The sequence below is a fragment of the Paenibacillus glycanilyticus genome, from assembly GCF_030161375.1.
Lineage (GTDB): Bacteria > Bacillota > Bacilli > Paenibacillales > Paenibacillaceae > Pristimantibacillus > Pristimantibacillus glycanilyticus_B.
The window spans coordinates 1-24,824 of sequence record NZ_BSSQ01000009.1 but is presented as its reverse complement, the minus strand read 5'-3'; the positions used below and the strand labels follow the sequence as shown (position 1 = coordinate 24,824).

The window sequence follows — 24,824 nt, the reverse complement described above, 5'->3', positions numbered from 1 at the left end:
GCTCTTCATACTTTTTATGTTATAGTAATGGTTATTTAAAAAGTCATACGCCAAGTAACGGGGGAGCTCCACATGGTATGGAACTGGTTTATTCGAAAAAGCAGCGTGCAAAATAAGTTTCTGATCGCTTCGCTGGTGCTCATTATTATACCGCTGGGACTGTTCGGAACCATTTCGCTGCAAATATCGAAGGATTCCATCACCTCGCAGGTCAGTCAGTCGAATCTGAAGATGTTGGGGCAGATTGCGGATAAAACCGACCGGATGCTGGATGACATTATCGCGGTGTCGAACCAATTCTTCCTCAGTACCGAGGTAAACCACGCGTTTACGCAAACCTTTGATCCAAGCAGCTACGAATATGCCATGCAACGCGCCTCCTTCGACCAAATGCTGTCTAATTCCATTTATTCGTTTAACCGGATCAGCTTTCAAGTGCTGCTGAGAGGACTTAACGGCTTTGAATTTCCGGGCAACGGCATGGAAGAGACGTTGTCTCAGCCGGTCAGCTCGTATTCGGGCAAGGAATGGTACCGTGCTGCCGTCTACGGTGAAGGCAAGATCATTTGGGTAACCGAGCCGATGCCGGAGCTGACGGGAGTAGACCGGGGGGCCGCCTTCTATGGCGTGCGGATCAGCAAGCGGTTTGAAAGCGGTTCACCCACTGGCATTGTGGCGGTCAGCGTAAATGAAGGCTCGCTTAACGATTTATACAGCAGCGCGCTTGATAAAGCGCAGGAGATTGAGATCGTGGATGCCAGCGGAAGGATTATCTCCTCCGGCCATAAAGACCAGATCCGTCAGTCACTGGCGGACCGGCCGTACTATTATAAAATTCGGGATTACGACTCCGGTTATTTCCGGGCGGAGGAAGGCGGGAAGGAGCAGCTGATTTCGTTCCAGACGATTGGCAAGACGAATTGGAAGCTTATTTCATACACGCCAACCGCGACGGTATTGTCTAGTATCAACCAGCTTCAGAAGATTGTGATCCTAGTGTTTGCCGGTGTCGTTCTGCTTGCCTACGCAGCCTCCTATTTCATGGCAAGGCGTCTTGCCGTCCCGATCAAAAGATTGTATAACCATTTTGGAAGGGTGGAGCTTGGCGATTTGTCCGTCCGTCTTCCCGTTAACTCGGAAGATGAAATCGGGCATTTGACGAGAAAGTTCAATCGCATGATCGAACGGATCCAGGAGCTGCTGGCAAATATCCGGCTCGAGCAGGAACGCAAAAGACATGCGGAGCTCCAGGCGCTGCAATCGCAGATCAATCCGCATTTTCTGTACAATACGCTTGCTTCAATCCGGTTTATGCTCGTGAAGCATAAGCCGGAGACGATTGATTCGGTTATCGTAGCGCTGGTGAAGCTGCTGAAGCAATCGATTTCGAAGCAGGACGAGCTTATTCCGATTGGGGAAGAGCTCGAGATGGTCCGCAATTATTTATACATCCAGCAAATAAGGCAAGGAGACCGGATGGAGATTCGCTATGAGCTTGAAGAGGAGCTTTATGAATACAAGACCATCAAGCTTATTTTGCAGCCGTTAATTGAAAATGCGATTTTCCATGGCCTGGAACGCAAGGGATCGGGCATGCGGCAACTGGTCGTGAGAGGATATATGGAAAGAAACGATATATGTTTTGAGATCGAAGACAATGGGGTCGGCATGGATCGCAACATCATGGACGCCTCAGTACCGGCGGATCAGGACGGGAAGCTGGTTCACCGCGGCGGTTACCGGAACGTCCACGAACGGCTTCAGCTTAATTTTGGCGAGAATTACGGAATCACGGTGCAATCGCAAGCGGGAGTAGGAACAACGGTCCTCATTAGGATACCCGCTATACACAAATGGGAGGAGGTGCGGACAAGATGAATATTCTAATTGTGGATGACGAACCGATGATCCGGGAATGGTTCCAGATGACGGTGGAGCGGACGGGCGGCGACTACCGTATTGCGGGCGAAGCTTCAAACGGCGAGGACGCTTTAGCTTTTTGCCGTACCCATCCGGTTGACCTTGTCGTTACGGACATTAAGATGCCGGGAATGAACGGGATTGACCTGATTAAAGCGCTCAAAGAGGAATTGCCGCGTATCCGCTCGGTTGTGTTCAGTTCTTATAGCGAGTTCCAGTTCGCGGCGGAAGCGCTGAAGTTTGGAGCAAGCGAATATATTTTGAAGGCGGAAATTACGCTGTCCGGACTGGAAGAGATTTTGCGGAAAATCAAGAAGGATATTGAGCTGGATCAACGGGCGGCTAGCGAGATAAACGCGCTGAGATACAGCTTGAACGAAAGCCAGGTTACGCTGCGCAATGCTTATTTCCGAGAACTCTTGGAGGGCGGCCGAGAGGCGGCGATTGGTTTCGCGGACAAGATGGAGCGTCTGCATATCGGGTTGTCCGAGAAACATCTCACCCTGCTTGCCGTGGGAATTGTACAAGGCGAGAAGCCCCTCCGGATTCAAGAGGAAGGGCTTCTGCAAAACGCCGTCATTAACATTCTGGACGAGACAATGCAGCATGAACTGGGCAACGGCTGCTCCTTTCTATACAAGCCGGGTCTGTATATAATGCTTTGCAATTCGGTTCATACGGGATTGAAGTCGCAGCGGGAGTCGCTGCTTGTGCTGGCAAGCCGGGCAAGCGAGCACCTTAAGCGGTTTGTCTGCGCAGACGCGGTTATCGGCATTAGCCATATGTACAGCAAGCTGTCTTATCTGCCGGAGCAGCTGTCGGAGGCGCTTGCGGCTGCGGACCGTCATTTATTTTATGGGGATCCCGGAATCGCCTGGTATGAAGAAAAGAGCAGCACGGGCAGCTCAGCCTACAACAACGTCAGCTCCGGCTGGACGTCTATGTTCCAAGGCTATATGGATAATGGTCTGACGGCCAAAGCCGGCTCGCTTCTTGCGACAATCATGGACGAGCTGGGGACGGGCAAGCTGCTGTCCGCCAAGCAAGCAAGATCGCTGGTTCTGGAGCTAATTTATATTGCGGTGAACCGGGGGCGGGCGGTAGGCGTTCCAATGGAACAGCTCGAGACACTCTATATTGACGCCCATGTAGAGGTTCAGCGGTATGCAACGTTTAAGGAACTGTCCGGCTGGGCAAGCAGCACGTTCCATCAGATCATGGACCGGATCAGCGCTCAGCGTCCGCAATACGTCGAAGCCGTGGAGCGGGCATGCGAATACATTGCGCAGCGCTATGCGGAGGACTTGATGCTGCAGGATATCGCGGACCATGTTCATCTGAGCCGGACGTATATCAGCGAATTGTTCAAGAAAGAAACGGGCATGAATTATAACGAGTACCTGATGCAGGTGCGGATGGAGAAAGCGAAGGAGCTTCTGAAACGGCAGACGCTGAAGGTTGCCGATGCCGCGGCGCTTGTCGGTTATTCGAATACGAGCTATTTCATCAAGCTGTTTAAGAACTATACGGGCTTGTCCCCGTCCGAATATATGGAGCGTCAGCGGAACATTTAAATTTTATACCGGTACCACCTTAAACATCGCGATTGCGGTGTTTTTTTGCGAATGAAGCAATTAACCGAATATCGGAGTATGGAATCCGAATATTTTGCTAGTCCCTTCCGTTTGCCGAGCAGGACTGTTCTTTATTCCTGTGCTTTTGTGCTGAAAGAGCGGAATATGGCGTCACTGGCGGGTGCTTCCATTCTTTATACTTCACAGTAGATTCAACAAAGGGAGGTCATAGGAGATATGAAAAAAAGAAAAAGCATTATGACGGCGCTTTGCGTGACCGTACTGGCCAGCGTTGCGCTAACCGCATGCGGCAGCAACTCCACCGAGCAGCTGAACCCGAAGGACAACGGTTCTTCCGGCGGCAGCAAGACGCTGACATTCTGGCGGGCTGGCACGGACGCCCCGGAGAAAGCGTATTGGACGCGCGTTATTCAGGAATTCGAAGCCAGCCATCCGGGCGTGAAGGTGAACTACAGCGAGGTTCCGTTCGGCAACGATATGGAGACCAAGCTGAATGCCGCTTATGCCAGCGGTACCGCGCCGGATGTGCTGTCCTATACGCTGGCATCGGTTGCCCAGCGGGCAAACCTTGGCCAATATGAACCGCTAGACTCTTATACGGATAAGTGGGACGGCAAAAGCGACATGATGGAAAGCGTGCTGAACACCGGCACCTACAAAGGCAAGGTTTACGGCCTTGGTTTTATTCCCGACCCTCGCGTACTGTTATGGCGCAAAGATCTGTTCGAAGCAGCGGGACTTGATCCCGAGAAGCCGCCGGCAAGCTGGGAAGAGCTTGCGAAGGACGCGGAGCTTCTGACGAAGAAAGACGGCGACACAACGGTGATGGCGGGTCTTGCTATTCCAACGGCTAACGCTTGGACGTTCTGGCAGTCGTTTGTCCTCCAGAACGGCGGCAAAATCATCGATGCGGACAAGAACGAGCCGCTCTTCGATTCTCCGGAATCGATCGAAGCCACGCAGTATATCGTGGATTTGGTGAAGAAAGGCGTAACGATTCCCAATGACTCGGCGAAATCCAACGAGAACTTGTTCCCGAACGGCAAAGCCGCAATCGCGTACGACAGCCCGGCTGCTTACGTGAATACGCAAAAGGATCATCCGGAGCTGGCCGGCAAGATTGGCGTATCCGGTCCAATCGAGCGCAAAACAAAAGCAACGTTCGCCGGTATGCGCTTGCTCTTCATGAGCTCGCAAAGCAAACAGAAGGATCTGGCGTTTGAATTCATGCAGACGGTTATGTCCAAGGAAGAGACTTGGAACCGATACAAGGAGCTAGGCACGCCGGTTGTCCTGAACTCGCTTAAGGACGATTACATCAAGGACAAGCCGGAAATGAACCAGGCGGTATTCGACGCGGTATCCTACGGGGAAGGCGCAGCCAAAGTGACTTACTCCAGCAAAATGTACGAAATTATCAGCCAGCATCTTGAAGCGGCCTTCTACAATACGAAGTCGGCGGAGCAAGCGATGAAGGATGCGGCCGCGGAGCTGAAAAAAGAGCTTCCTAACCTGATTACCAACTAACTGGCATCCATTTAGCTTGTGATAGGCGCCTGCTGCCGCAAGAAGGGCAGGCGCCTTTTTTAAAGGATTTTTCTCATTGAAGGAAGAGAGGTGAGGCGTTATGAATTCCGTGAATTCGGCGGCTGCAGCAAGCAAGGCGACAACTTCGAAGAGCCGGCGGCGCGCCCCAATCGATAAGGCCGGTTATCTGTTTATTGCCCCGGGCTATCTCGTTTATTTCGCATTTATTTTTATCCCGCTGCTGGTGGGGTTGTATTACAGCTTTACGAACTACAACTTTTACTCGACGCCGGCGTTTGTTGGATTTGATAACTATGTAAGGCTTTTCCACGATAAGCTGTTTGGCACTGCGGTGTACAACACGTTTATTTATTCCTTGTTTTCGATTTTCCCTCAGATGGCACTGGGCCTCTTGCTCGCGGTACTGCTGAACGGAAAGCTGAGAGGCCGCTTGTTCGCCCGTGTCAGCGTATACGTTCCGAACGTTACCTCCATGGTTGCGGTATCGATGATCTGGCTGTGGATTTACGATCCGTCCCTCGGGATTTTGAACCGCGTGCTGAAGACGGTTGGCCTTGCCCCGGTGCAATGGCTGTACGATCCAAGCACGGCGATGGCCGCAATTATTATGATGGGGATCTGGAAATCGATCGGCTACACGATGATCGTATATTTGTCCGGTCTGCAGTCTATCCCGACAAGCCTTTATGAAGCCGCGCATATGGATGGCGCAACAAAGGTCCGGCAGTTTTTTGCCATCACGATTCCAATGCTTAAGCCAACAACGTTCTTTATTCTGGTTATGTCCTGCATCAACTCGTTTATGGTGTTTGAGCAGGTCAACATTCTGACTAACGGCGGACCGCTGAACAAAACGACAACCATCGTACATCAGATTTACCTGCGCGGCTTCCAGGATTTCCAGATGGGCTACGCATCGGCGATGGCGATGGTCCTGTTCGTAATTACGCTGCTTATTACTTTGCTGAACTTCCGTCTCGGAAATAAAGGGAATGACACAGATGTGGATTAGGAGGCGGACCCGCAATGACTAGAAAATGGCCTACTGTACTTTTTTCAATTGTTATGTTTATTATTGCCTTGCTTATGCTGTTCCCGTTCTTATTGATGGTAGTTACTTCGCTAAAAACGATGGGCGAGATTCAATCCCCGACGTTTACGTTTATTCCGAAACATTGGCTATTCGACAATTACTCGGTCGCCATGGGACGAGGCGATTGGCTTCGATATTTCTATAACTCGTTTATTGTAACCGGCGTTACCGTTGTATTCAGCCTGGTGTTTAACTCCATGGCGGGCTTTGCTTTTGCAAGGCTTCGTTTCCCGGGCCGGGATATACTCTTCTTCTCCGTGCTGATCGGCATTATGGTGCCGCCGCAGGCGACGATGATTCCAACCTTCCTGATGATGAAGATGTTCCCGTTCTTTGGAGGCAATGACTGGCAGGGGCAAGGCGGCTTTGGTTTCATTAACAGCTATACGGGTCTAGTGCTGCCGTTTATTGCGGGCTCCTTCGGCATCTTCCTGTGCCGGCAATATTTCTTGAATTTCCCTCGTGCGCTTGACGAGGCGGCGCAGATTGACGGAGCGAACGTCTTCCGCGTATTCTTCCAGATTTATCTGCCGCTTAGCAAGCCGATTCTGGCAACGCTGGCAATCTTTAAGACGACGGCAACATGGAACGATTACATGTGGCCGCTTATTATGACTAACACGGAGCATATGCGGACCGTGCAGCTTGGCCTTACCATTTTCCGCAGCGAGACGAACGTAGAATGGAATTTGCTTATGGCGGCAACTACACTAGTCGTATTGCCTCTTGTATTATTATTCTTGGCAGCGCAGAAATACTTCGTGCAGGGGATTGTAACAACAGGTCTGAAATAAGGGGTGCTTTCATGCGAACGATTATGATTATGCTCGATACCTTGAACCGCAGAGCTTTATCGGCCTATGGCGGGGAGGGCGTTCAGACGCCTAATATCGACCGGTTAGCGGAGCAGTCCGTCGTCTTCGACCAGCATTGGTCCGGTTCGCTGCCTTGCATGCCGGCGCGGCGCGATATGCTGACGGGACGGGCTGCTTTTCTAGAGAAGGGCTGGGGCGGCATTGAACCGTTTGACCGCACATTGCCGGCGGCGCTGCGGGAGTCCGGCGTGTTCAGCCATATCGTGACCGACCACTATCATTATTTTGCCACGGGCGGCGAGAACTACTGCCAGTCCTTCTCCACTTGGGATTTCCACCGGGGGCAGGAGGATGATCCATGGGTTTCTTCTATTAAAGAGTTGCCCGCCCCGGAGCGTTATTACGGACAGGTACGCGCGCAATGCGAGAAGAACCGTACGCGGTTTCATCGCGAAGAGGATTATCCGGGGCCAAGGACGATTCAAGCGGCATGCGACTGGCTGGAGAGAAACGGGCGCGAGGACCGGTATTTCCTCACCGTGGAAGCTTTTGACCCGCATGAGCCGTTTGATACGCCCGATCATTATTTGCAAATGTACCAGGACAGCTATGATGGTCCGGCCTACAGCTGGCCGAAATACGGCACTGTTGACGTACCGCCGGAGGCGCTTGCCCATATTCAGAAGCGTTATGCGGCAACGCTTACGATGATCGACCATTGGCTTGGCAAGCTGCTGGATACGATGGAACGGCTGGATATATTGGACGATACGCTTGTTATTTTTACAACCGACCACGGTTTATTGCTAGGCGAGCATGAACAGACCGGCAAAAACGTCATGCATGTCTATAACGAGCTGGCCCATATCCCGCTCATGATCCGTCTGCCTGAAGGCCGGGCCGCAGGCACTCGCATCCAGGCGCTTACGCAAAATATCGACCTTATGCCTACGATCCTGGACTATATGGGAGCTTTAATTCCGGAAACGGTGCAAGGGGCTTCGCTCCGCGGCTTGCTTGAAGGAACGAAGGAGAAGGTGAGGGAAGCGGCTTTGTACGGCTACCACGGGATGTGCGTCAACGTAACGGATGGCCGTTATACGTATATGCGGGCACCGGTCTCCGATGATAATTATCCTTGCTACACGTATACCGCTATGCCGACCACCTTCCGTTCTTATATCGGGCGTGCAGCTCCTGAGCGGATTGAAACGGGGAGGTTCCTGCCTTATACGGAGTTTCCGGTGTTCCGGATTCCGGAGAGCGCGCAAGGCGTAACCTATGCCAGGAATCAATTCGTCATGGAGACGAAGTTATATGATCTGGCGGTCGATGAGCATCAGGAGCATCACCTTCAGGATGAGGTCGCCGAGGCACGGATGATAGAGCTGCTCGTTGCGGGCATGAAGCAGGCGGGAGCACCGGAAGAACAGTATGTCCGGCTTGGACTAATAGAACAATAATAGAGTCGATGGCAGTACAAAGCCTTCCGTTAGATGACGAGCGGAAAGCATTGTACTGCCATTTCTTATTATGGTAGTGTTGAAGGAAGACATTTTATAGAATAGCTAGATTGATCATAGACACTTCTTATACGGAGAGGAAGTTGAAGATGGCACAAGAATCAGAGAACAACGCGGTAAAATCCTGCTGTTCAACCGATCGTTCATCGGTTGTTATTGCGCCTAAGAACCTGAAGCTGAAAGCCGCGGTCAAACCGGCGGACTCCAAGCCGGCCGCTGAACTGGATCCCGATACAACGGGAATGGTGCTTATTCCTGGCGGAACTTTCTTAATGGGAACCAACGATAAGGAAGGGTTTCCCGCTGACGGGGAAGGCCCGGTGCATAGCGTAACGGTAGATCGTTTCTATATGGATGAAACGGCGGTAACGAATGGGCAGTTTGGACGTTTTGTTGCCGCAACGGGTTACGTCACCGAAGCCCAGAAGTTCGGCTGGTCTTACGTATTTCATCTGTTCGTCTCGGAAGCCGAAGCGGCGAAGGTGAAGACGGTGCCGCAGACGGCCCCTTGATGGTTCCCGGTAGAAGGCGCCGACTGGAGCCATCCGGAAGGCCCGGATTCCACAATAGAAGGTCGCGAGGATCATCCGGTTATTCATGTCAGCTGGCATGATGCGATGGCCTATTGCGAATGGGCGGGGCGGCGTCTGCCGACGGAAGCGGAATGGGAATACGCGGGACGCGGCGGGCTTGCGCAGAAGCGGTACCCTTGGGGCGATGAGCTGAAGCAAGGCGGCGAGCATAATTGCAATATCTGGCAAGGCAAATTCCCGGTCAAAAATCACGCCAGCGACGGTTACGAAGGAACCGCTCCGGCCAAGAGCTTCCGGCCGAATGGCTATGGCCTATACAATATGGCGGGCAATGTATGGGAGTGGTGCTCGGACTGGTTCAGCCCGGCCTATTACCAGAGCGGGGAGAGCGACAACCCGCAAGGCCCGCGCACCGGCGAAGGACGCGTCATGCGCGGCGGATCGTACCTTTGTCACAGCTCTTATTGCAACCGCTACAGGGTAGCGGCGCGCAGCAAGAATACCCCTGACAGCTCCACCGGCAATTGCGGCTTCCGCACGGTGCTGTCCGCACCGCAAGCATAATAGAAAGGCCGTCTACCAAGCATGCCGTAAGCTTGGTAGACGGCCTTTTTTTTGTTGCCCGATGGCACCAGCTATTTCTCTCTATCCATCCCATCTCATCGACAAGTCACAATCTTATCCTTTCAGGTCACCGGATTGGTAGTGGGGATGCCCCTCGAAATCCTACAATTAACTCATGAACCACGGCAAACCGGGGTTAACAAACGACAAAGAGTTGATAAAGGGAAGGGAGCTCTCAACTATGTTAAAGAGCAAAAAGATGCTGATTACGCTTAGTTTGCTGGCTGTATCGATGTCGCTCGCGGCTTGCGGCGGCAACAACAACGGCAATACCGCAAACAACGCAAAGGCCTCCGCAAGCACGAACACTGGCACCAACGCTAACGCGCCTGCTTCGGAATCGCCAAGCGCGGATGCAGCGGCAACAGCGGAAGTAAGCGGGCCTACGGAAGCGAAGCCTGCGGAACTTACGATCTGGCCGGATACGGCAGAAGACAAACTGGCCGTAATCCAAGCGGCAGCAGATAAATACACCGCCGCAACGGGGATCAAAATCAACATCAAGCCGGTAGCGATGAACGACCAGCCGGATGTGCTGGCGCTCGACGGTCCCGCGGGCAAAGGTCCGGACTTGTTCTACCAGCCGGGCATCGGCAGCTTGGTTGTGAAAGGTCTCGTGCAAGAAGTGAAAGCTTCCGATGAAGTGAAAGGCACTTACACGCCGGAAGCGCTTGCCGCTCTAAGCCAAGACGGCGTCCTTTACGGTCTGCCGCTTGTAACGGAAACGTATGCTCTCTTCTATAATAAGAAGCTTGTTCCAACGGCACCGGCAACGATTGCGGACCTGGAGCAAATCATGAAAGACCAGACCGACGCGAAGAAACAAAACTACGGCTTCCTTTTTGAAGCGGCAAACTTCTACTTTGCTTGGGGTTTCCTCGGCGGCGAAGGCGGCTACATCTTCAAGGACAACGCGGGCAAATACGATATCAACGACATCGGCCTGAACAAAGAAGGTACGGTCAAAGGCGCTTCCCTCATTCAAAGCTGGTTCAACAACGGCTACCTGCCTAAAGGCGTAAACGGCGACATCGTTGGCGGCTTGTTCACGCAAGGCAAAGTTGGCGCGGTTATAAACGGACCATGGGCAATCAACGATTACAAAAAAGCGCTCGGCGACGATCTGGCCGTTGCTCCAATCCCTACGCTTGACGGCGGCGCGCATCCTACTTCCTTCATTGGCGTAAAAGGCTGGATGCTCTCCAAGTTCACGAAAAGCCCAGAGTGGGCAGCGGATTTCGCAGCCTTCCTGACTAACGAAGAGAATGCGCTTGATTACTTCCAAAAAACAGGCGAAGTTCCGCCGGTCATCAACGTGCTGAACAATCCAATCCTTACTCAAGATCCGCTTGTAGCGGGCTTCTCGCAACAAATCCAATACGGCCAACCGTTCCCTACCGTTCCCGAACTTGACCATGTATGGGATCCAATGGCGAACGCTCTGAAATTCATCACAGAAGGCAAAGACGTTCAAGCTTCGCTCGATGATGCGGTTAAACTCATTAACGATAAGATGAAAATGGCAGGCGCGAAGTAAAACGTTTCTAAAGGGGCTCCTTGCAGCCCCTTTTCCATTAAATTGCATTCGGAAATATGGAAGGTGAACCAAACATGAACATCAACGCTACGCGGCCGGCGCCGCAGGCCAGTCCCATCCCAACCAATCATAATCCGCAGCTGGCAACACTCCTCTCGATTGTGCCGGGACTAGGTCAGCTGTATAACCGACGGTGGATCAAAGGAATTGTATTTCTTGTAATTGGCTTAAGCTTGATCATTGCGTTGTCCGTGCCTATCGCTAGCAGCATCGCGGGAATGATTACGCTTGGGGATAATCCGGAGACTGACGATTCCCGGAATCTACTCGTTCAAGGCTTGTTATCCTCCATCATTGGCATCATCCTGCTTGGCCTTTACGCGCTGAATTTGCTTGATGCCCGCAAGGATGCGAAGAAGCGGCAGGCGGGCGCCCGCACGCCGTCGGTCCGCCAAGCTTTCCAGGACAGCTGGGAGCATGGCTTCCCTTATTTCGTTGTCGTGCCGAACTTCATCATGATGGCATTGATCGTCATTTTCCCGCTGCTGTTTATGATCTCACTCGCTTTTACCAACTACAACCTGTACAATTCTCCGCCTGCTCATTTACTGGATTGGGTCGGCTTTGCGAACTTCAAAGCGCTGTTCACGGAAGCGGTGTGGAGCAAAAGCTTGTTTACCGTTCTTTCCTGGACGGTGGTATGGACGCTGGTCGCAACCACTCTTCAGATCGTCCTGGCCTTTTTCCTGGCCGTAATGATTAATGACAGCCGCGTCAGGTTCAAGCGTTTGATACGAACCGTTATGATCCTGCCTTGGGCGGTTCCATCGTTTATGACCGTGCTCGTGTTTACGGCGATGTTCAACGATACGTTTGGCGCGATCAACCGGGACATTTTCTCCCACTTTGGCGTGACGATTCCTTGGCTGTCGGATCCGGTTTGGGCACGCGTAGCGATTATCGGGATTCAGATCTGGCTCGGCTTCCCTTACGTATTTACTCTGATCACGGGTGTGCTGCAAGGGATCTCGAAAGACTGGTACGAAGCGGCCGACGTGGACGGAGGTTCCCGTTGGAAGAAATTCCGCTTCATCACGTTGCCGCATGTGCTGTTCGCAACGGCTCCGCTGCTCATCATGCAATACTCGTACAATTTCAATAACTTCAATATTATTTACCTGTTCAACAAAGGCGGTCCGCCGGTGCCAGGCCAGAATTCGGGCGCAACCGACATTCTGATCTCATGGGTGTACAGCCTGACGTTCAAGGAGAATAACTACAAAATGGCTGCAGCCGTGTCCATCATCATGGGTATTGTCGTAGCCGCGTTTGCTCTCTATCAATTCAGCAGAACCCGTTCCTTCAGAGAGGAGGATATGTACTAAGATGAAACGTTCGCTCAAATCCGCTCTGGAAGTGTCCGGCATTTATCTAGTCGTTCTAATTATGTTTGCCGTCATCTTATACCCGCTGCTCTGGGCGTTCAGCATGTCGCTCAACCCGGGCACCAGCTTGTTCTCGCTCAAGATGATTCCGGACAACTGGTCGCTCGAGCATTACCGGTGGCTGTTCAACAATCCAAGCAGCAACTACACGTTATGGTACAAAAATACGCTGATCATCGCCTTTGCGAACGGCCTTGCATCCGTATGTCTCGTATCGATCGTTGCTTATGTGTTCTCCCGTTTCCGGTTTGTCGGACGCAAGAACAGCATTTACACGTTCCTGCTCCTCCAGATGTTTCCGGTGTTAATGGGGATGGTGGCCATCTACTTGCTGCTTAATACCGTCAATCTGCTCGATACGTTTACGGGACTGATCCTGATCTATGTGTTTGGCGGGCTTCCGATGAACCTATTCCTTGTAAAAGGTTACCTCGATACGATTCCGCGCGACCTTGACGAATCGGCCAAAATCGACGGAGCCGGCTACCTGACGATTTTCTTCAAGATTCTCGTGCCGCTTGCCAGCCCTATTATAGCGGTTGTTGCTTTGTTCACCTTTATGGCGCCGTTTTTCGATTTTCTAACGCCTCAGATCATTATCCGCAGTCCGGAGAAGTTTACGCTGGCGCTAGGCTTATACAATTTCATCAACGATAAATTCGCTAATAACTTTACGATGTTTGCCGCGGGCACGATTCTGATTGCGATTCCAATCTCGATCGTCTTCTTGTTGCTGCAGCGGTTCCTTATCTCCGGTCTTGCCGACGGGGCGACCAAAGGTTAACGTTCAAGACGTATTTCATTTCAGGAGGAATGGGATTCATGCCATCATTAATGAAGAAACTAATGATTCTTTGCATGGCGCTCCTTGTTGCGATCCCCCCGCTGTCCGCTAGTGCGGACGGCGTTTCCGGGGTTAATGATGAAGGCGCTTTCATTCAAATTTATAATCCATGGAAAGGTTATTCGCTTTATGAGGATGCGCAGGGCAAGGTGCGTTATGGCTTCCCGGAAGCCAACGACCCGTATGCAGAGTGGACGATTGAAGAACAGGGCGGACACAAACGGATTAAGAACCGTGCGACCGGCCATTACATGAACTCGCAAAATGTAACGGATAACGAAATTACCGAACCCGTTACTAGCTCGGATATTGGGGAGAATTGGGTATCCGACACTTGGGATATTGCGGCTGCTCCTGGCAAATCCGGCGAATTCAATATAATAAGCACGCGCAACTCGGCCTGGATTGTGAACTTCCAGATTGATGCCGGTACGGTGCAATCGAACAATTGGGCGCAAAAGGACTGGGGAAGCGCGACATGGACATTTGAGTCACAAGCGATTGAACCTGTCCGGGCGCCGCAACGGATTAAGAACAATTGGAAAGGCACCTATTTATATGAAGACAACGGCCAGATCAAATACGGCGAGCCAGACTATACGGACACAACCTCGCAGTGGACGCTGATTGATACGGCGCAAGGCACCTTGCTGCGGAACGTGGCAACCGGCCATTACGCAACTAGTGTCGACTATGTCGGCGCAACGCCGCTGTCTGCCGAGAGTACGCCAACTGCGGATTCTGCTTGGCTCATCGCGGCTGCCAAAGACGCCAATGCCAACGAAGTGGACGGCTTCGTCACGATGAGAAGCGCAACAAGCGTAAACAGTTACATTAATGTGCAGAATCAAGACGGCTTTGCGCAGGGCAATAACTGGGCGCAAGCAACCTGGGGCAGCGCGCAATGGGCGCTGGAGGATCCGGCACCGCCAACGGCTCCAGTTCAGCCATATATCCGGATCAAGAATAACTGGTTGCAGTTGTATTTGTATGAAGATGCCAGCGGCATTGTTCAATATGGCAACGTGCTTCCGTCTAACCAGAACGCAGAGTGGCTGGTTGAGGATCATGACGGCGTGAAGCGGATCAAGAACCGCGGCACCGGCCATTATCTGAACAATGATGGCGTAACGGGCGATCGCGATGCTATAAAATCCACCGCTTTGGCCGATGGTTCCACGGCGGGCGACTGGACCATTGAAACCTATCAAGGCTACAAGCTGATTGGCAAGCCTGGTGACGACAGCGGCAAATACGTTAACGCGGAGAACAAGCTGAAGTATGCGCAGTTCAGCGTTGTGCCGAAGGATTGGGGCAGCCCGAAATGGGAGTTTATTACAGTCCTCGAGACGGCTCCTGCTTATGTGCGGCTGAAGAACAGCTATTTTGGCGAGTATCTTTATGAAGATCTAGAAGGCAAAGTTGCTTACGGTCAGCCAACTGCGGATGATCCGGCCTCCCAATGGTCTATTGAGACCTCACCGCAAGGGGTCTATATAGTGAACAAAGCAACCGGACATATGATCTCGAATGAGAACATTAATAAGCAGCAAGGGGAAACCGACCCTCATCTGAAGCCGCTCGAAAGCCTTGTTATCGACAAAACCTGGGGCAGCGTGCAATGGACGGTAACGGATGTAGCGGGCTCCCCGAATACGAAGGTGTTCAGCAACAGCTGGAATGCGAACTGGAAGAACAGCGACGACACGACGGCTACGGCACGGATCCACATTCAGGATCAGACCGGCTTTGGCCAAGCGAGCCCGATTCCAGCCGACTGGGGCAGCGCGCAATGGGTACTGGAAGCTGCGCCAGAGGCGCCGGCTCAACTTCCGGCAGGTTACATCCGCATCAAGAATGAAGCATCCGGCCAATACCTGTACGAGAACGGCAACAACGTGGTGTTGTACGGAACGCCCGCAACGAACAATGCGGCTTCGCATTGGAAGATCACTTCAACCAATGGCGTGGACCAAATCGTAAACCGCGCTACCGGCAACGCGATTTCTATTGAACATTTGCAAAGCTACCTGGAGACGGCAGCATCGCCGGCCGCGGACGATTCCAAAGCGAATTGGGTGGTTGAGAACGGTCCGTCCTCCGGTCTATATCTGCTGCGCAGTGCCGCGACAGGTTACGAAGACAACTACATCCATACCGAAGATTTGCAAGGTTATGCGCAATATGAGCTGCGGTCGATTGAAAGCCGCGCCGTTCAGTGGAGATTCGAGACGGCACCGGCCGAAGCGGTAACGGTACCGCCGGTTGACGGCCCTTCCAATGCGGTAACGCCGGTAATCAAAGAGCTTAATGCGGTCCAAGTAATTGACGCGGCAACAGGCAAGGCACTCATAGAACGTAATGGAACGATTGTGGTAGATACCCCTGCTGCCTCAGACGGCCAAGCGGCCGAATGGCTGCCGCAAGATTACAATGGTCACAAGCAATATGTGAATCAAGAAACCGGCCATAAGCTGGCGGTGAAGGCGAGCGGCATGGCAACCATTACAGCAGACGGAGCAAGTTTGGCTTCGCAATGGAAGCTGGAAGCTTATGCGGGTTATCAAGTGTTCAGCAACGCTTCTATTGCGGATCAATACATGACGCATGGCGGTAGCGGAGCTGTCTCCGTTCAAGCGGTAGAAACGTCGGCTGATTCGGCGCATTGGTTGTTGCAACCGTTGAAGAGCGATGTGCGCTATGAAGCGGAAGACGCTTTTAAGACAGGCGGCGTTACGGCAAGCGGAACTTCCGTATCCGGATTTACCAAAGAGGCTGCGGCGTTGCTCTTCGCCGTGAACACGGACGGAGAAGGCAGTTATGATGCACAACTTCGCTACCGCAATACAGACAGCAATGCGAAGACTTTGAATATTTATATCAACGGCCTGAAGCAAACAGCGCCAATAGAGTTTGCGGGCACCGGCAACAACTGGGCGGATTTGGAACTTGCTCTTCCGCTTCGCGCCGGCATGAACACGGTTTCCTTGCAGTATGATAGCGGCAGCACTGGCGGTATCGACATCGATTATCTCCTGGTGCACAACGCGGTGAGCAAGGAATATCGCGGAGCAACGGTTCCGTTCATCACCTATGAGGCGGAGCATGGCGTAACGAACGGTACCCTTATTGAAGAGGACCGTACGTTTAAGACCTTTGCTTCCGAAGCATCAGGAAGAGAAGCCGTCCAGCTGGACGAAACGGGGCAATATGTCGAGTTCACAACAACGGAACAAGCGAATGCTCTTACGATGCGGTATATCATCCCTGACTCCGTTAATGGCGACGGCGAAGACCACACGCTGACGCTTTATATCAATGGCCAGAAGCAAGGCAAGCTCAACTTGTCCAGCAAATACAGCTGGGTGTACGGCAAATACCCTTGGACGAATAATCCGGCGGACGGCGATGCTCACCGTTTCTATGATGAATCCCGTCTATTAATCGGAGATGTACCAGCCGGTTCCACGATCAAGCTCGTGAAAGAAGCCGATGATACAGCCGACTATTACGTAGTAGACTTGGTAGATCTCGAGCAGGCTCCTGAGGCTTATGCGAAACCGGAAGGCTTCTTGTCCGTGACGGATTACGGCGCAACGGCCGATGACAACTCTGACGACTCGGCTGCATTTGAAGCGGCGATTGCGGCTGCGAAAGAGCAACACGCAGGAGTTTGGATCCCTGCTGGCGTGTTTACGCTCCTTCAAGGACCTCTTCATGTCGACAATGTCACCATCCGCGGTGCGGGGATGTGGCATACCGAGCTGCATGGAGCAGGTTTCCTCGTTGAAGGCAGCAAGGTTCGCGTATACGACTTGTATATGGATCTTGGCGTAACGGGCCGCCATGACGAGCTGCGCGAAGCGGGCTTTGACGGAACGTTTGGTCAAGGCTCCATCATTCAGAACGTTTGGATTGAGCATGCCAAAGCAGGCATCTGGTCGATGCGAAGCGACGAAGGCGTATCGACGGACGGCTTGTACGTCGGCGGGGCGCGCATTCGCGATACTTACGCGGACGGCATCAACTTTACGACCGGCACCAAAAATTCGATGATCGAGCAGACGCACATCCGCAACTCCGGAGACGACAGCATTGCGCTTTGGTCGCAAAAGCCGGACGGCGTATCCGATGACGACAGCCGGGTAAGCGGCAATACGGTGCGTTTCAATACGGTCCAGCTGCCATGGCTGGCGGACAATGTGGCAATCTTCGGCGGACGAGATAATAAAGTGCAGGATAACCTTCTCTCGGATACGGTAGGATTTGGCGCGGGCATTGCGGTATCGACGCGTTTTAACCCGGTTGCCTTTGACGGCACAACGCTGATCGAACGCAATACGCTGATCCGTACAGGCGGCCGTGAACCTAGCTGGGGGCAAAACTTCGGCGCGATCTGGCTGTTCACGGGCGACAAGCCGATTGATGCCGACATCCACATTCGCAATAACACGGCTCTCGGCAGCACGTACCAAGGCTTGTACGTTAACGGGCCAAATGCGATAACAAACGGTACCCGCAGCATTACGATTGAGAACTATGTCATTGACGGCGCCGGAACATGGGGCATTCAAGTGAATAATGACGTCAGCGGCTCGATTAATCTGGATAATGTTATTGTAAGAAATACGAAGATTGGCCCTGTCTTTAATGGTAAAGGCACTGGCTTTGAGCTTCGTAACGTTACCCATGAAGATCAGTCTGGCTCCGGCGATACGGGCGGCGGTTCCGCGCCGATTGAGCCAACGGCCAATTATGATGCGCAGTTGAAGGCAGGTTTGTCGTCCGGGCAACAAGAGATCGTGATCAACCTCCCGGCGGGCGGTGCGACCGGGACGGTTCAGTTCTCGGCAGCGGCTTTGAAAGCAGCTTTATCTTCACCGCGGGAGGCGACTATCGTCATTCGTTATGGCGGCATGACCTATACGCTCCCGTCAACCATTTGGAGCATTCTTGCGGAAGCGGGTTACGGAGACGCACTAGCAGGAGCAGATGCCAATCTGACCCTAACGCTTTCGCCTGTATCCAGTGCGGCAGCAGACGAGATGAAGAGCAAGGCTTCGTCCGCAGGGTTTGCTCTTGCAGGCAATCCGGTCTCCTTCGAGTTGACGCTTCAATCGGGCGGCAAGTCGATCGCGGTACATCAATTCGGCAATCAATTCATTGCCAGAAGTTTTACGGTGGACAGCCAACTGGACAATCCACATAGCTCCGTCGTTGTTTATGATCCGGCAACCGGCCAGTTCAGAACCGTTCCCGCCTTGTTCAAGAGCGTAGGCGGCCAAACGGCCGTCACGGTTCTTAGCACAACGAATAGTCTGTACGCCGTTGCAATCACGGACGTTACCTTCAAGGATATTGCCTCCCACTGGGCAAAAGAAGATATCCTGCTGCTCGCGAACAAACGAATCGTAAACGGCGTATCGGCTGACTTGTTTGCGCCAAACCGCGATATTACAAGAGCGGAGTTTGCCGCACTAATCGTGAAAGCGCTTGGTTTTGCAACAACAAATGAAACAACAAGCTCTTTCTCGGATGTATTACCATCCTCTTGGTATGCTTCCTATGTGAAGACAGCCGTACAATACGGCATCGTCAAAGGAATGAGCGACGGAACTTTCCGTCCGAATCAGGAGATTACCCGCCAAGAGATGGCGGTTATGCTTGGACGGGCGCTGGCATTGGCGAAGCGGCAACCTTCGTCCGCACAAGCTCCGGAAGCAACGTTTGCTCAAGATGGCAGCCAAATCGCGGCTTGGGCACATGAAGCCGTCAACGAGCTGGTAGCCGCGGGCATAATGCAAGGCAAATCGGCAGGCAAGTTCGCGCCGCTAGACCAAGCCACGCGCGCTGAAGCCGCGGTTACCCTGAAGCGTCTGCTTCAGGCATCAGGCTTAATGAATCTCTAATTCCATCGTTTAAACGGCAAGCCGGCAGGGATTTCCCTGCCGGCTATTTGCCATCCAACGGAAGTCACAATCTTATTATTAAAAGTTACAATTAGAGTAGTCGGAAGAAACCAAGCCGTTGTATGATGAGGTATCTACCATGTGCCGAGGAGACGAGTGACATGTTTAATAGAGCTAATAAGAAAGCGCTTCCAATAATAATCGGATCGCTACTTGTCGTCGCTGCTCTAATCGTATTTTCGACGATGTACAGTCAAACGCCAAAGCCGGCCCGTTCAACGGCCGATTCCGCAGAGAACAAAGCTGCCAAGCCGGCAGCCGATGATAATACCGACAAGCTGGTCATGGTTTTCCCCGCCGGGAATGTGCCCAAGGATCTTAACCTTGTCGAAGACAAAATGAATGATTATCTCATGAAGAAGATCAATGCCACGCTGGATATACGCACGATCGACATGGGCTCCTGGTGGGATAAGACGGGGCTCATGTTCGCATCCGGCGAGCAGATGGATATTCTTTTTACGGCGGGCTGGATGCGTTTTGGCGACGAGATTGCAAAGGGCCGTTACCTTCCGCTCGATGAGCTGCTCGACAAATACGGTTCCGGCATCCGCAAAATATTGGACCCGTCCATTCTGGAAGCAAGCAAAGTAAATGGCAAGTTGTACGGCATCGTCACGAATAAGGAATTTGCCTCGAGCAAAGGACTTGTCCTCCGTCAGGATTTGGTCGACAAATACGACATCGATTTGTCCAAGATCAAGACGTTGGCCGACTTTGGCCCGATTTTCGATATGATCAAGCAAGATGAGCCCGGAGTTGCGCCGCTGCAAGCCCGCGCGGACCGCAGCCCGCTTACGTTTATGATGCAATACGGTATTTTTGACATGCTTGGCGAAGGTCCGGGGGTCTTGCGCAGAGAAGGGCAATCGACAAAGGTGCTTAACATGGCGGAAACGCCGGAGTTTATGACGTATGCCAAGCTGCTGTATGAATGGAACCGGAAAGGCTATCTGAACGCGGACGCAACCACGTCGAAGGATAACGAATATGACGCGGTAAAAGCCGGCAATGCCTTCGCTTACGCCGAGTCGCTCAAGCCCGGCTTCGAGATTCAGGCTTCCCGGGATACCGGCTATCCGATGGTGAGCGTCGAACTGACCAAGCCCTACACAACGACGGCAGATACAACCAGCGCGATGTTTGCCATTAGCCGCAATGCCAAACATCCGGAGAAGGCAATGATGCTGCTTAATTTACTGTATACCGACCCTTATTTGCTGAACCTGCTGGATTGGGGCGTGGAGGGCATTCATTATGTCAAGAAATCCGACAACGTTATTGAATACCCGGCTGGCGTAGATGCCAAGACGGTTGGTTATAACCTCAATCAGCCGTGGATGTTCGGCAATCAGTTGAACTCGTACCTGTGGGAGAATGAGAACCCGAATTTATGGGAGGAATACCGCAGTTTTAACGAGCAGGCGGATAAATCGAAAGCGCTCGGGTTCGTCTTTAACCCGGAGCGGGTGAAGGCAGAGATCGCGGCTTCCCTTCTCGTGGAGAAAGAATTTATGCCGGCGTTTAACACCGGGGCGCAGGACCCGGAGAAGATTATCCCGATGTACTTAAGCAAGCTGAAAGCGGCCGGCGCCGATAAGGTTGTACAGGAAAAACAGCGCCAGCTTGATCTATGGCTTGCCAACCACTAGATTTTCCTAATGCGAGGAGAGGATGAGTACAGCAATGAGACAAGCAACGATGCGGTCCAGACTGATTCTTGGCTTTGGTCTCGTGACAATTCCTCTCGTAATCCTGCTCCTGTGGAACAATCTTTACGCGACGAAGGTTGTCCACTCCCAGGTGGCGCAATCGAACCGGAATATGCTCACGATGTATATGAACGATATGGACCAGGTACTTGGCGAGATCGAGAATTACTTATATAAAGCCGCAGAGCAGGATCAAAGCTTAATTTCGCTCAGCCAATACGACAAGGACAGCTGGGAATATTATTTGGCCACAACGCAAACGTCGAATGATCTGGATCTGAACATTAACTACTACGACGCGGCAGACGTGTTATTCGCGTACAGCTCCAAATACAAGGAGCTGCTGGTTGCCCAGCAGCAGTCGGTAACGTATAACCGCAAGCAGGAAATTCAGGCGAAGCTGAAGGAGCTGCTAGGAACGGATGATCCGGCTCTCCGTACGGGCTGGAAGGTAGTAGAACTTAAAGGGGAATATGCGCTTGTCCGGGTAGTCGATACGAATTACGATTCCTATATCGGAGCGTGGATTGACCTGAACCGTCTGATGGAGCCGATTCGCTTGTTAGGCCAGGATGGCAAAGCGGAAGCGCTTCTCGTATCCGGTGAAGGCAAACCATTATCGATAGCAGATTCCTCGATCCGCAAGGAGATGGAAGCTTTTGACCTGACCGCCTATATGGATAACGGGAACGCGGCTTACAATATCGTAAAGCTGGGAGCCCCTTATCTGCTAGTAGCCAAAAGCTCCAGGATGGCGGATATGAATCTAATCTTCCTTTTGCCGGAGCGCAAGCTGCTTGAAGGTCTTCCGATCTTCCGGAAGATGACGTATCTCATTCCGATGCTCGCTGCCATTATGCTTGGCTTATATCTCATCTTCCTGCAGAACTCAATCGTTAAGCCGATTCATCATTTCATTAAAGGGATGCGCAAGATCCGTTCCGGCGACCTGAGCGTGCGCATGGACGATTATAAGCTGCAAGAATTTATTACGCTCAAAGAGACGTTTAACGGCATGGCGCAGCAGATTGAGCATTTGAAGATCGATATTTACGAGGAGCAGCTTCGAACTCAGAAGGCGGAGCTGAAACATTTGCAGGCGCAGATTCACCCTCATTTTTTCATGAACTCGCTTAATATTGTCTATCAGCTTGCGCAGATCAAGGATTATGAGGTCATTCAGAACATGTCGCTGCATCTAGTCCGTTACTTCCGGTTTACAACAAGGACGCAGGTGTCGGCGGTTTCCGTGAAGGAAGAAATCGAACATATCAACCATTACCTATCGATTCAGAAATACAGGTTTCCCGAGACGCTTGATTTTAATTTCGAGGTGGATCCGGCACTGGAAAAAGTAAGTCTTCCGCCTTTGGCCATTCAGCCTATGGTTGAAAATGCGATGGTTCATGGCTTCTCCATCCGCACGGGCACGCCGTTTCATATCCGGGTGAAGGTGACAACCGAGGGCGAAGGGGATGACGCCGAGCTAGTAATTACGGTGGAGGATAACGGGAAAGGTCTAACGGAAGAGCAGATCGAGCATTTGCAAGACAAAGTACATTCTCTTGAACCGGGCGACGGCAGTTTGGGACTGTGGAACGTCGTCCGGCGATGCAGGCTCTACTATAAAGGATCAGTCAGAATGGCATTTGGCAGCGCGGATCCGCAAGGCGCGGTCGTCACACTGCGGGTGCCGAGATACAAAACGGGCGAAAGGGAGCCGGGACTATGATACGGGTACTTATTGTAGACGATGAGATCTATGCGGTAAAAGGACTCCGTTCAGGCGTGCGCTGGAATTTGATTGGCGTAGACGAGATTTATGAAGCTTATCATGCTCCGATGGCTCAGCAGGTGCTGCGGGAACAGCCTATTGATATTGTCATTTGCGATATTGAAATGCCGGAGATCAGCGGTCTAGAACTGATGGAATGGGTGAAGTCGCAAGGCATGCAGCCGGAGACTATCGTCCTGACCTGCCATTCGGAATTCGAATATGCCAAACGGGCGATTCACCTGGGCAGCTTTGAATATTTACTGAAGCCCGTTGTTTATACGGAGCTTGAGGAGACGCTAACAACCGCAATCTCCCGGGTGAAGGAGAAGCGGAGAATCAGCGAGACGGATGATCAATATAACAAAATCGTAGAGGTGTGGAACAGCCGCAAGCCGATGCTTGTCGAACGGTTCTGGCAAGATCTGCTGGAACGCCGGGTTTCGAGCAATCGGGAGGCGATCCGCCAATCGCTCTCGTTATATGACATGAGCATGAGTTTGGTTGAACGCGTCAGGCTTATCCTCATTAGCGTCGAGAGCTGGGAACGTCCGCTTAACGAGCGCGATGAGCTTATTATGGAATTTGCGCTTCGCAAATCAGCCGAAGAGATGCTGCTCGAGAAGCTGCCGGGCAACGTGATTCAAGATCATAGGGGCAATATATTAGTTGTGCTGCACCTCGGCGAAGCCGATGCGACAAGAGAACAGATAGAAAGTTTATGCCGGAGTTATGTTGAAGCTTGCAGTCGATATTTCTATTGCCGTCTATCCTGCTATATTGGGGAGTTAACCGCTGTAACGAATGTTCTGCACAGCTATCTGGCGCTGCTCAACAAGGAGTACCGCAACGTGAGTATGGCTGGCAGCGTCATTTGGAGCGAAGATCCGCTGAGCGCTATAGCGAAACCCGCTGCTAGCTTCACGGAGTTTATGCTGGACTGGGCGGATTTGCTGGAACAAGGGGATATGCGGGAATTGTCTCTCCGATTGGAGGAATGGACCAATACTATCGATTCAAGCAAAGCCACCGTTGAGACCTTAACCGCATTCTACCACGCTTTGCTTCAGGTCATTTATTATGCGATGCACCGCAAAGGCCTTCAAGCCCAGCAACTCTACGAGAATCACGCCTGCTCGGGCGTTGAGACGGCTACCCGTTCCGTCAGTCAGTTCAAAGCATGGGTACGCTGCATTTCCGAAGCGGCGGGCAGTCTCTTTGCGAGAACAATGGCGGTAAGTCCAATCGTTCTGAGGGTGAAGGCTTATATCGCCGAGCATTTGAACGAAGAATTGTCCCGTGAACAGCTGGCGGCAATTGCTTTTGTTAATCCGGCTTATCTCTCCAGATTGTTCCGCAAGGAGACCGGCATGGTGCTGACCGACTATATATTGAAGGAACGGATGGACAAAGCGGCGGAACAGTTGGCTACAACCGACCGCAGCATTAGCGAAATCGCAGACGGACTAAGCTACGGCAATTTCTCGTATTTCGCCAGGCTGTTCCGCAAGGTTCACGGCGTGACGCCGCAGGAATACCGCAAACCATACCGCAGAGTGCAATAAGCGAAAAAACAAGTATTGCAAGCAACCACCTTTCGAGGTGGTTTTTCTTGTATCAGGAACAATCTATTTATTTTGCAAAAAAAAGCTTGCATTCATATTTCGATCTATGGTATATTCTAATTCCGGCCGAGAGAGACAAGCGGTTGGGACGAAAAGCTGAAAGTCATCAACGAATAGTGATGAAAAATAAAGCTTGACACTGAAAACGATGACGTGATATGATATACCGCGTTGTTGAAAAAATTGTTCTTTGAAAACTGAACAACGAGCGAAACTGCCCCGTTATTTATAACGGAAAAGCGATAAAACAAGTTTGAGCAAGTCAAA

General features: G+C 52.0%; 13 protein-coding genes and 1 pseudogene. All 14 read left to right on the top strand.

Features of this window, described 5'->3' with window-relative positions; all coding sequences use genetic code 11:
- Window positions 1-72: 72 nt before the first annotated feature.
- The 14 genes and pseudogenes from QQK89_RS10600 (at window position 73) to QQK89_RS10535 (ending at window position 24,497) form a co-directional block, all read left to right on the top strand.
- Window positions 73-1,878: a cache domain-containing sensor histidine kinase gene (locus QQK89_RS10600; protein ID WP_284238530.1), complete on the top strand. Its 1,806-nt coding sequence runs from the start codon at window positions 73-75 to the stop codon at window positions 1,876-1,878.
- Window positions 1,875-3,494, top strand: coding sequence for a helix-turn-helix domain-containing protein (locus tag QQK89_RS10595; protein ID WP_284238529.1), 1,620 nt, complete (start codon window positions 1,875-1,877; stop codon window positions 3,492-3,494). Before QQK89_RS10600 ends, QQK89_RS10595 begins: the two co-directional genes overlap by 4 nt.
- Before the next feature lie 237 nt (window positions 3,495-3,731).
- Window positions 3,732-5,042 (top strand): ABC transporter substrate-binding protein, encoded by a 1,311-nt coding sequence (locus QQK89_RS10590; RefSeq protein WP_284238527.1) that lies wholly within the window; start codon window positions 3,732-3,734, stop codon window positions 5,040-5,042.
- Window positions 5,043-5,142: 100 nt separating this feature from the next.
- Window positions 5,143-6,075 carry a carbohydrate ABC transporter permease gene (locus QQK89_RS10585; RefSeq protein ID WP_284238526.1) on the top strand — a complete coding sequence of 311 codons (933 nt, stop codon included), beginning with the start codon at window positions 5,143-5,145 and terminating at the stop codon, window positions 6,073-6,075.
- A gap of 14 nt (window positions 6,076-6,089) precedes the next feature.
- Window positions 6,090-6,950 (top strand): carbohydrate ABC transporter permease, encoded by an 861-nt coding sequence (locus QQK89_RS10580; RefSeq protein WP_284238525.1) that lies wholly within the window; start codon window positions 6,090-6,092, stop codon window positions 6,948-6,950.
- Between the two features lie 11 nt (window positions 6,951-6,961).
- Window positions 6,962-8,434 carry a sulfatase gene (locus QQK89_RS10575; RefSeq protein WP_284238524.1) on the top strand — a complete coding sequence of 491 codons (1,473 nt, stop codon included), beginning with the start codon at window positions 6,962-6,964 and terminating at the stop codon, window positions 8,432-8,434.
- 149 nt (window positions 8,435-8,583) lie between these two features.
- Window positions 8,584-9,591: pseudogene (locus tag QQK89_RS10570) on the top strand (formylglycine-generating enzyme family protein).
- 241 nt (window positions 9,592-9,832) lie between these two features.
- Window positions 9,833-11,188 (top strand): extracellular solute-binding protein, encoded by a 1,356-nt coding sequence (locus QQK89_RS10565; protein ID WP_284238523.1) that lies wholly within the window; start codon window positions 9,833-9,835, stop codon window positions 11,186-11,188.
- A 74-nt stretch (window positions 11,189-11,262) separates the two neighbouring features.
- On the top strand, window positions 11,263-12,573 hold the full coding sequence (locus QQK89_RS10560) for a carbohydrate ABC transporter permease (protein WP_284238522.1): 1,311 nt from the start codon (window positions 11,263-11,265) through the stop codon (window positions 12,571-12,573).
- A gap of 1 nt (window position 12,574) precedes the next feature.
- Window positions 12,575-13,417, top strand: coding sequence for a sugar ABC transporter permease (locus QQK89_RS10555; RefSeq protein WP_284238521.1), 843 nt, complete (start codon window positions 12,575-12,577; stop codon window positions 13,415-13,417).
- Window positions 13,418-13,455: 38 nt separating this feature from the next.
- Window positions 13,456-19,386 carry an S-layer homology domain-containing protein gene (locus tag QQK89_RS10550; RefSeq protein ID WP_284238520.1) on the top strand — a complete coding sequence of 1,977 codons (5,931 nt, stop codon included), beginning with the start codon at window positions 13,456-13,458 and terminating at the stop codon, window positions 19,384-19,386.
- Window positions 19,387-19,547: 161 nt separating this feature from the next.
- Window positions 19,548-21,098, top strand: coding sequence for an ABC transporter substrate-binding protein (locus QQK89_RS10545; RefSeq protein WP_284238519.1), 1,551 nt, complete (start codon window positions 19,548-19,550; stop codon window positions 21,096-21,098).
- A gap of 34 nt (window positions 21,099-21,132) precedes the next feature.
- The gene (locus QQK89_RS10540; protein ID WP_284238518.1) at window positions 21,133-22,890 is read left to right on the top strand and encodes a sensor histidine kinase; all 1,758 of its coding nucleotides are present in this window, start codon (window positions 21,133-21,135) and stop codon (window positions 22,888-22,890) included.
- A complete protein-coding gene (locus QQK89_RS10535) occupies window positions 22,887-24,497 on the top strand; it encodes a helix-turn-helix domain-containing protein (protein ID WP_284238517.1) in 1,611 nt (536 codons plus the stop codon). Before QQK89_RS10540 ends, QQK89_RS10535 begins: the two co-directional genes overlap by 4 nt.
- Window positions 24,498-24,824: the final 327 nt, after the last annotated feature.